This is a genomic window from Veillonella sp. T34266-5, from assembly GCF_002959815.1.
Taxonomy (GTDB): Bacteria; Bacillota; Negativicutes; order Veillonellales; family Veillonellaceae; genus Veillonella; species Veillonella atypica.
In genome coordinates, this window is sequence record NZ_PPCZ01000005.1 from 167138 (window position 1) to 174951 (window position 7814).

7 protein-coding genes are annotated in these 7814 nt (G+C 34.7%); 6 read left to right on the forward strand and 1 reads right to left on the reverse strand.

From position 1 onward, the window contains the following. Window positions 1–10: 10 nt before the first annotated feature. The 6 genes from VIHSUH07_RS03635 (at window position 11) to VIHSUH07_RS03660 (ending at window position 6984) form a co-directional block, all read left to right on the forward strand. Window positions 11–808 carry an ABC transporter ATP-binding protein gene (locus VIHSUH07_RS03635; RefSeq protein WP_005379071.1) on the forward strand — a complete coding sequence of 266 codons (798 nt, stop codon included), beginning with the start codon at window positions 11–13 and terminating at the stop codon, window positions 806–808. 185 nt (window positions 809–993) lie between these two features. Beyond that, on the forward strand, window positions 994–1260 hold the full coding sequence (gene rpsO, locus VIHSUH07_RS03640) for a 30S ribosomal protein S15 (RefSeq protein WP_005379030.1): 267 nt from the start codon (window positions 994–996) through the stop codon (window positions 1258–1260). A 385-nt stretch (window positions 1261–1645) separates the two neighbouring features. Beyond that, entirely contained in the window at window positions 1646–3715 is a 2070-nt protein-coding gene (locus VIHSUH07_RS03645) for a polyribonucleotide nucleotidyltransferase (protein WP_105083942.1), read from the forward strand. Window positions 3716–3725: 10 nt separating this feature from the next. Then, window positions 3726–4175, forward strand: coding sequence for a dUTP diphosphatase (gene dut, locus VIHSUH07_RS03650; RefSeq protein ID WP_005379026.1), 450 nt, complete (start codon window positions 3726–3728; stop codon window positions 4173–4175). 151 nt (window positions 4176–4326) lie between these two features. Then, on the forward strand, window positions 4327–5148 hold the full coding sequence (locus VIHSUH07_RS03655; RefSeq protein ID WP_105083943.1) for a hypothetical protein: 822 nt from the start codon (window positions 4327–4329) through the stop codon (window positions 5146–5148). 147 nt (window positions 5149–5295) lie between these two features. Beyond that, window positions 5296–6984, forward strand: coding sequence for a dynamin family protein (locus VIHSUH07_RS03660; RefSeq protein ID WP_105083944.1), 1689 nt, complete (start codon window positions 5296–5298; stop codon window positions 6982–6984). A gap of 56 nt (window positions 6985–7040) precedes the next feature. Here VIHSUH07_RS03660 and istB read toward each other — a convergent pair whose 3' ends face one another. Further along, entirely contained in the window at window positions 7041–7796 is a 756-nt protein-coding gene (gene istB, locus VIHSUH07_RS03665) for an IS21-like element helper ATPase IstB (protein ID WP_005382493.1), read from the reverse strand. Between the last annotated feature and the right edge of the window lie 18 nt (window positions 7797–7814).

The following is a 7814-nucleotide window of genomic DNA, read 5'->3' on the forward strand; positions in this document are numbered from 1 at the left end:
GGAGGACACTATGTTAGAAGTAAAAAATATGGTAAAGACCTTCTTTAAGGGCACAATTAATGAAAAAACTGCACTACAAGGCATCGACCTTCGCTTAGAAGAAGGCGATTTCTGTACCGTAATCGGTGGTAATGGTGCTGGTAAAAGTACATTGCTAAACTCCATCGCTGGTGTATTTCCTGTCGATGAAGGCAGTATTACCATCAATAATATTGATGTAACAAAAATGCCAGAATACAAACGTGCTAAATACATCGGCCGAGTATTCCAAGATCCTATGGTTGGTACAGCAGGCAATATGCAAATCGAAGAAAACTTGATCCTTGCGATGCGCCGTGGCAAAAACTTAGGTCTTAAATGGGCTTTCAAAGATAGTGAACAAGCATTCTTTAAAGAACGCCTTGCACTATTAGGTCTAGGCCTTGAAGACCGTCTATCTGCACGGATGGGCCTATTATCTGGTGGTCAACGTCAATCTATTACATTGCTTATGGCTACTATGCTTCGTCCTGATTTATTACTCTTGGACGAACATACAGCAGCACTTGATCCTAAGACAGCTGAAAATGTATTGCAATTAACAGATAAACTTGTTTCAGAACATAATCTAACAACCCTTATGATTACGCACAACATGCGTGATGCATTGCGCTTTGGTAATCGTCTTATCATGATGGACGCTGGTCGTATCATCTATGATGTAAAAGGGGAAGAAAAGAAAAAATTAACAGTTGCTGATTTGTTACAAAAATTTGAAGTAGCTGGCGAAGGTGCGTTAAGCGACCGTATGATGCTCGGTTCAAAATAAGTACCTAAATCATATGGTCTAAAAAAGAGGGGAAATTATCCTCTCTTTTTTCATGAAAACCTTTACACTATGTGGATTATACTGTATACTTAACTAAGTCATAAGACATATCGTAAGCGAAGTATTCGAATCTCCAACGGTTACTTAAGCTTATCGGGATTATTATTTTTTAGGAGGTAACATTAATGTTAACTACAGAAGCTAAATTAGCAGTTATTAAAGAATACGCTACTCATGAAGGTGACACTGGTTCTCCAGAAGTACAAGTTGCGATTTTGACAAGCCGCATCACATACTTAACTGAACACTTGAAAGAACACAAAAAAGACCATCATTCCCGTCGTGGTTTGTTGAAATTGGTTGGTCAACGCCGCAACATGCTTGACTACCTTCGTCGTAAAGATATCGAACGTTACCGTTCCCTTATCGAACGTCTTGGCCTTCGTAAATAATACAATTAGCCGTCCGTTTGGACGGCTTTTTTATTTTATATCCTTGTGTTATAATGAATTTAGGCAAAGGGAAACAACTGCCGATAATCTATTGTGGAAACACAGAAAAAAGGACAGAGCGGCAACTCTGTCCTTTTTATTGTGCTAGTTGCTATTTAAATCTACTATCTAGCCACTTGATGACGTAATGGCAAGTTACACCACCTATGATAGTGATTATAAGGGAAACAACATAATCCACTATAGAAACACCTCCTTTCTGTTGCCAGAATAGGAGTTAGCAACAATTAAAGTATATCATATGGATAGAAAAAATAGCCTAATTAAATTAGATGATATATAATAATAAGGTATACGTATAAGAAGATTTTTAGGAGGAATAGGAATGGAACAATTCCAAATGGACCTAGCTGGTCGTACGCTTACGATCGAGACTGGGGAACTTGCAAAACAAGCTGGCGGTGCCGTAATGGTTGGTTATGGCGATACACGCGTACTCGTTACCGCTACAGGTTCTAAAGAGGCGAAGGATATCGATTTCTTCCCACTCACAGTAGATTATGAAGAAAAAATGTATGCTATTGGTCGTTTGCCAGGTGGCTTTATTAAACGTGAAGCACGTCCACCTGAATCTGCTATCTTGAATAGCCGTTTGATTGACCGTCCTATTCGTCCACTATTTGATAAAGGTGTACGTAACGAAGTACACGTTGTTGCTACCGTTATGTCCGTTGATCAAGATTGTGATCCTGCTATCTGCGGTATGATTGGTGCATCTGCAGCATTATCTATTTCCGATATCCCATGGGCTGGCCCAATTGCTGGCGTTCGCATGGGTCGTGTAAATGGTGAATTTGTCGTTAACCCAACAAAAGCACAATTAGAAGAAACTGATCTTAATATTGTAGTAGCTGGTACTAAAGATGCTATCCTCATGGTTGAAGGTGGCGCTCAAGAAGTTCCGGAAGAAACCATTCTTGAAGTTATCATGGCTGCTCACGAAGAAATTAAGAAAATCGTTGCATTCCAAGAAGATGTAAAAGCTAAAGTAGGCAAGGAAAAACGCGTATTTGAAAGCAAAGACGTACCTGCTGAAATCGCTGATGCAGTTCGCGCATATGGTCACGATAAACTTGATGCAGCTGTTCGTTGTGCAGATAAACAACAACGGGATGCACAAGAAACTGAAGTACGTGAAGACGTATTAGCACATTTCGCAGACATCTACCCAGATAACTTAGCTGATGTAAATAAAGCATTTGATGCTATGACGAAGGAAATCGTTCGTCATATGATCACTGTTGAAAAAATTCGTCCAGATGGCCGTAAACTTGATGAAGTTCGTCCAATCTCTTGTCGTACAGGCGTATTGCCTCGTACACATGGTTCCGGTCTATTCACACGTGGTCAAACTCAAGTATTGAACGTAGCTACTGTAGCGCCATTGTCTGAAAAACAAACAATTGATGGCATCGGTTTAGAAACAGAAAAACGCTATATTCACCACTACAATTTCCCATCCTTCTCCGTAGGGGAAACTCGTTCCTCCCGTGGTCCTGGACGCCGTGAAATTGGTCATGGTGCTTTAGCTGAACGCGCATTGATACCTGTCATTCCTAGCGAAGAAGAATTCCCATATGCATTGCGTTTAGTATCTGAAGTATTAGAATCCAATGGTTCTAGTTCCATGGCTTCCGTATGTGGTTCCACATTGTCCTTGATGGATGCTGGTGTACCTATTAAAGCTCCTGTAGCTGGTATCGCAATGGGGCTTGTAACACAAGGGGAACACTACACAATCTTAACAGATATCCAAGGCATGGAAGATGCTCTTGGCGATATGGACTTCAAGGTGGCTGGTACTGCAAAAGGTGTAACTGCCATCCAAATGGATATTAAAATCTCTGGTTTGTCTCGTGAAATCCTTCACGAAGCATTGGAGCAAGCTCATAAAGGTCGCATGCACATCATGGGTATTATGCTAGATACCATTGCTGAACCTCGTCAACAAATGTCCCAATACGCTCCACGCATCATTACAATGAAAATTGATCCAGACAAAATCCGTGACGTAATTGGTTCTGGCGGTAAAGTAATCCGTAGCATCATTGACGAAACAGGTGCAAAAATTGACATCGAAGATGATGGTACTGTATTCATCGCTTCTGTAGACCAAGAAGGGGCTGCAAAAGCGCAACAAATCATCGAAAACCTTACTAAAGAAGTTGAAGTAGGTGAAGTATACCTTGGTAAAGTAACTCGCTTGATGGCATTTGGTGCTTTTGTAGAAGTATTACCAGGTAAAGAAGGTCTTGTACATATTTCTAAACTTGCAAAAGAACGCGTTGAAAATGTAGAAGACGTTGTAAATGTAGGCGACGAAATTATGGTTAAGGTTATCGAAATCGATAAACAAGGCCGTGTGAACTTGTCCCGTAAAGATTGTTTGAAATAAGAGGTGTTACATGGATATTCGTGGCTTTGAAGTAGTTTCTGCTTTTGAAGAACAAAATATCAATTTACCAACACGTAAAACCACAGAAAGCGCAGGCTATGATATTGAATGCGCTGAAGCTGTTACTTTAGAACCAAATCAAGTGGTTCTTGTGCCGACAGGCCTTAAGGCCTTCATGGCATACGACGAATACCTTGCTATACACATCCGTTCTAGCATGGCTATCAAACGCAAACTAGCTCTTGTGAATAGCACAGGCATTATCGACAGCGATTACTACAATAATGAGGAGAATGAAGGTCATATCATGATCGCCCTCCTAAACTTTGGCAACGAACCTGTTACCCTTGAAAAAGGCGAACGCGTTGCGCAAGGCATTTTCTCTAAATACCTTATCACCAACGATGACGACGCAACAGGCGTACGTACAGGTGGTATCGGTAGCACTGGGACTATGTAAACTATATATAATTCTTTATAGAATGGTGAAAGCCGCTCAACTTAGGTTGGGCGGCTTTTTTGTGTGTAAAAAATTACGTATAGGGTTAGATATACTAAAGGTAATCCAGAACCATATTTATTTTGTTTGTTGTGTTATGAGGAGATTAGCTATGAAAACTTTAAAAGAAAACATCATCACAGTAGAAGACATTAAAGCAGAAATTGAAAAAGCAGAATTTGATGTTCCAAGAGAAGATGAGGATTTTGGTGATCGCTATGATCGATTACATGCAGAATGGGCTGTAAAAGGATTAAAGAAGTATAGAGATGAATTAAAGGAAGCCTTTGCTGACAAAGAACGTTTTAAGGATTGGGTAATAGACATATGGGGAGATGTAAATACTTTTATAGCTGTAATAAACGAAGAACTACGTTTACGTTCTATTGAATCAATTCGAGAAGCATCCGAATGCGCTGCATTGATGAAAATTTTTATTCCCTCTGAAAGTGGTTCAAGAGATGAAGCTGAAGAAAAGGTAAAACGTAATCTAGAAGAAGCTTTAGAAGAACATGACCAAAGAATTATTAACATCTTTGATGTTGAAATTGTGCCACTTTTACAATGGAACGAAGAATTACTTACAATGAAAGCTTTCTTGACTAATGATTTCTATATGAAAGGTACATTTACAGATGAATTAAAACAAATCTATATTAATGTATTTACCTTATTAGATAGAAACCTAAGTGAAAAGGTTGAATATAGTAATGCACATTCATTTGAGTATTATGTGGATTTAGAAGATGAATGGGAGTACTTGTATTTAGATGATTTAAATCCTGTAGAAGAACTACTAGCAATATTGCCTGGTAGCCCTTATGAATGTGATGTGATGTATTATGCTCATTCAATTAATAGAGAAATCAATTTAAAACGGATCTATATATTGAAAGATAGATATGAAAAGTATATTAATTCGTTAATTAAGTAAATTTAGCGTATTAATTTAATTGTTAAATTTAGAAGTCTACAACACATCTATTTATGAATCTTTTATGAATTGTTATAAGGAAATAAATTTTATACTGATATAATAAAAATAAAGTATTAATAATATGTTTTGTTATAGGAGAAGGAAATGATTAATAAAATAATAAATGAACAGAAATCAATTGAATTAAAAAAAATTGCTAGTAAATACAATTTAATTGATATAGAAAATAATTTAGATGTATTTATTATTACAAATAAAGATTATATTGCACATATGTTATTTATAGGTAGTTTTAGTGCTGGTAAAAGTGCTTTGTTAAATAAATACTTAGGGAAATCTGTTTTAGTAGAAAGTCAAATTCCTGAAACTGCTTATGCTACAGAATTAGTTTTCTCAGAAGATGAAAAGAAAATAGCGTGTTTAAATAATGGCGAAGAATTAGATTTTGAACATGTTCGATCTAAAGAAGATATCTCTTATTTAAAATATTTTATTAATAGTGAGACTTTAAAAATTAATTCTGATTATATAGTTGTTGATACGCCTGGTTTTGATTCAGGATTAGAGCGCCATAATAATGCTTTAGTAAACTATATAGATAAAGGGACGGGCTATGTATTAGTTATTGATAGTGATAAAGGAACTATCTCTGAGAGTGCGATAAATTTTTTAAAAGAAGTTTCTCAATATAGTGATGATATTGCTATTATCATAAATAAGATAGATAAAAAATTACCAAAAGATATTATAGAAATAACAGAACATATCAATAATATAATTATATCTAATTTGGGGTTTGAGATTCCTATTAAATGTACATCTATTTATAATGATGATGTTTTTGAAGTTTTGAATAATATTATTACTAGTTTTGATGCGCAAATACTTTATGATAAAAATATAACTTCTCAATTATATAAAAATAAAAATATGATAATAGATGCATTAGAATTAATAAAAAATCATGAAGTTTGTGATGTAGATGAAATAGAAATAGAAATAGAGAATCGTAAAAAAGCCAAAGAACAATTATTTGATTCAATTAATAAAGAAGAATCTAATATAAAAAATAAAGTTCGTAATGATATTAAGAGCAATATAGTTGAAACAATAAAAAATGATCTAAATCGTCAAGCAGAATCTCTTTCTAGACAATTATTGATTGGGGCTGAAGCACTACAAAATGCTATACTTAGTATAATTAGACCAGTATTGGTTAATGAAATTGAGAAATATTCAAGTGAAATATCTGACAAGATTGTGGATAGTATAAGTTGTTTTGATAGTAATCTTATTTCTAAAGATATAAAGTTAGATGAAGTTCTTATTAATATACACAACAAATTAAATGATTTTAAGCAATCTGGACAAATTAATAACTCTGAAACTATAAAAAAAATAATGGATCAAGGTAATGTGAAATTAAAAAGTATTGGATGTAATAAAAATTTATATCGGACAGTTACTTCAATTGTTGCGATTACAACATCAGTTATTAATCCTATTCTTGAAATATTAATTGTTTTTTTACCTGAGATTATAAATGTTGTAAAATCTATTTTTGGTAAATCACCACAAGAAGAAGCTTTAGAAATTGTAGTAAATCAAATAATTCCACAATTAATTAATAAATTAAAAATTGAAATAGATGAGCCTTTAAATGAAATAGAACAAATTATGTGTGAAAATGTTCGCCAAAATATAGATGAGTTAATTAAAATAGAGAATACAGCACTTCAAATTGCAATTGAAAATAAAAAAGATACAATTAAATCTTATGAAGATCGAATTAAAGAAATTGATTTAGATTTGAGCTTAGTAAGGGAGATTTAATATGACTGTAAATGTCAATATAAGAATGTACAATTTTGACGATGTACAATGTACAGTTATTCCTTCTGTTGCATATGGTTTCGTAACCGGTATGAATCTCCAGTTATGCTAATCACATGTGCATGGTGAAGTAATCGATCAACAATAGCATTAGCTACTCGCTCATCATGTAAAATGGTAGCCCACTCATCAAAATTAATGTTAGACGTTACGATGGTACTTTTCTTTTCGTACCGTCTATCAATAATTTGAAATAGTAAGTTAGCATCACCTGGTTGTAACGGTAAATAGCCAATTTCATCAATGATGAGTAATTGGTAGCGTGCATAATGCTTGAGCCGAGTTTCTAATCGTCCTTCATCTTTTGCACTCTTAAGGTTTTGAATTAAATCATGGCATTTAATAAAATAGGTGCTTCGTCTGTTACGAGAGCTTTCAATACCTAGTGATGTAGCTAAATGTGTTTTCCCCACTCCGCTAGAGCCAAGAAATACAATGTTTTCAGCTTGTTCCATGAATCCTAATGATGCTAAATCCTTAATTTGCATTTCGTTAATTTGTGGTTGAAATGAAAATTCAAAATCAGCTAGTGTTTTCAAATGAGGAAAATTACTAATTTTCACCATATGGTTAATTACGTTTTGTCGTTTAATATCAACTTCGTAATCACTCAGCTTCAATAACCACTCAATATGAGATAAGCTCTGTGTATTAGCTAATTCAATTGTTTCATCTAGGTGTAACATGCATTGTTTTAGTTTTAGATATGCTAGATTATCTTGTAAGCGTTGGTAATTAGTCTGTAGTGTCATAGATAGCTCCTATCTTTT

Coding starts and splice junctions, on each gene's coding strand:
- dut (WP_005379026.1), top strand. CDS start 3,726: ATGGATATTCGTGGCTTTGAAGTAGTTTCTGCTTTTGAAGAACAAAAT.
- VIHSUH07_RS03635 (WP_005379071.1), top strand. CDS start 11: ATGTTAGAAGTAAAAAATATGGTAAAGACCTTCTTTAAGGGCACAATT.
- rpsO (WP_005379030.1), top strand. CDS start 994: ATGTTAACTACAGAAGCTAAATTAGCAGTTATTAAAGAATACGCTACT.
- VIHSUH07_RS03645 (WP_105083942.1), top strand. CDS start 1,646: ATGGAACAATTCCAAATGGACCTAGCTGGTCGTACGCTTACGATCGAG.
- istB (WP_005382493.1), bottom strand. CDS start 7,796: ATGACACTACAGACTAATTACCAACGCTTACAAGATAATCTAGCATAT.
- VIHSUH07_RS03655 (WP_105083943.1), top strand. CDS start 4,327: ATGAAAACTTTAAAAGAAAACATCATCACAGTAGAAGACATTAAAGCA.
- VIHSUH07_RS03660 (WP_105083944.1), top strand. CDS start 5,296: ATGATTAATAAAATAATAAATGAACAGAAATCAATTGAATTAAAAAAA.